The sequence below is a fragment of the Terriglobus sp. YAF25 genome, from assembly GCF_052113305.1.
Taxonomy (GTDB): Bacteria; Acidobacteriota; Terriglobia; order Terriglobales; family Acidobacteriaceae; genus Terriglobus.
This window is the reverse complement of sequence record NZ_JBFRCY010000913.1, coordinates 1-1,532: the sequence shown is the minus strand read 5'-3', so window position 1 is coordinate 1,532 and position 1,532 is coordinate 1. Positions and strand designations below refer to the sequence as shown.

Here is a 1,532-nt window from a genome sequence, read left to right as displayed (position 1 = left end):
GATGCGCTTGGAGAAATAATTCCAACAGATTTTTGATGCTCCTTGCAAGGAGGCGAGTTGCCATCCTCAGGACAACAATATCGTGGAGCGATGTAAGGGGCACGGCAAAGGAGGGTTCGCCCTGTGGTGGGGCCGGCAACCGATTGCATCGATAAATTCGGCCTGAGGTGACGGAGCGGTACTGGGACCTGTCCGAGATGATCGCAAAAGAAAAATAAACATTTTTCTAATTCTTTTGTCGAATAAGGGAACCCTGATTCGACGCATAGATAGAGCTCGGACTTCGCAGACTGATGGCCTCGAATAGCCCAGCTCGCAACCCGAACGTTTCTAAGGAGACAACGATGAAATTTCTAAGCATCTACAAGGCGCCTGAACGAAACACCCCTCCCTCCCCGGAAGAGATGGCAACCATGGGCACGCTGATCGAGGAAGGTTTTACCAAGGGCTGGCTTCTCGCCACCGAGGGCTGCCTGCCTTCGGCTCTTGGTGTGCGGATTCGGCGCTCTGACGACAAGATCAGCGTAACGGATGGGCCTTTCACCGAGGCGAAAGAGGTGGTGGGTGGATTTGCTCTGTTGAAGGCGGACTCGAAGGAAGAGGCAATCGAGTTGGTGCAGCAGTTCCTCAAGGTGGTGGGAGAAGGAGAGTGTGAACTGCGCCAACTTTACGAGCAGTACTCGGGGGACCCGGCCGCTTGCTACGAGGCGGAGGCGGTAGCACTCAAGAAGTAAATCTGTGTAATCAGGTTTACCCTGGCAACGCCCAAAAAGCAAAAGCCCGGCGTTATACGCCGGGCTTTGCAATGCCATAAAGACAAACTACGGTTTCAGCTTCGCAAACCATCCCAGCTTCGAGATGTCATTGAAGATCACCATGGCCGCGAAGAGCAGCAGGCAGACGAAAGCTACCTGGTAGACCCGCTCCTTGAGCTGCTGGTTCAGGTCGCGGCGGATGACAGATTCCACAATCAGCATCAGGATCATGCCGCCATCCAGAATCGGAATCGGCAGCAGGTTGAAGATGCCGAGGTTGATCGAGATCATCGCCATCAGGCGGAAGACCGTCCACACTGAGTCGCGCGCGGCCGCGCCGATCTGCTGGCCGATACCAATCGGCCCGGAGAGGCTCTTGACCGAGACCTGGTGGGTGAACATCCGCTTCAGCACCTCGACGATCATGGTTGAGTCTTTCCAGTTTTCCTGGACCGACTGCACGACCGCCTCGCCCCACGGCAACTGCGAGATACGGAGAGGCATCTGTGCCGGGCGGAAGCCAAGGCGATACTTCTTGATGCCGTTGCCGATGTCGCCGATCTCCGGCGTGACGTTCGTTGTCAGTGTCTTGCCGTCGCGCAGGACCTGCAGCGTTGAGGTCTTTCCGGCCTGGTCGCTCAGATAAGCCAGCAGTGCGGGAACAGAGCGAAGCTGCAGGCCGTCAATCGCGAGAATCTTGTCGCCCGGCTGCAGACCGGCACGCTGCGCCGGAGTTCCTCCATCCACCTCATTGACGCCGATCGGTGCATCCTGCAT

At 56.8% G+C, this 1,532-nt stretch carries 2 protein-coding genes; one reads left to right on the top strand and one right to left on the bottom strand.

All coding sequences use genetic code 11. From position 1 onward, the window contains the following. The first annotated feature begins 344 nt into the window (after nucleotides 1-344). Nucleotides 345-734: a YciI family protein gene (locus AB4043_RS25175; RefSeq protein ID WP_442301895.1), complete on the top strand. Its 390-nt coding sequence runs from the start codon at nucleotides 345-347 to the stop codon at nucleotides 732-734. Between the two features lie 87 nt (nucleotides 735-821). On the opposite strand, the gene rseP is transcribed toward AB4043_RS25175, so the two are convergent. Continuing rightward, nucleotides 822-1,532, bottom strand: a 711-nt coding sequence (gene rseP, locus AB4043_RS25170; RefSeq protein ID WP_442308481.1) for an RIP metalloprotease RseP, incomplete at its 5' end; no start/stop codon positions are given.

Excerpts from the sequence above, each read along its gene's own strand:
- AB4043_RS25175 (WP_442301895.1), top strand. The coding sequence starts at position 345 with ATGAAATTTCTAAGCATCTACAAGGCGCCTGAACGAAACACCCCTCCC.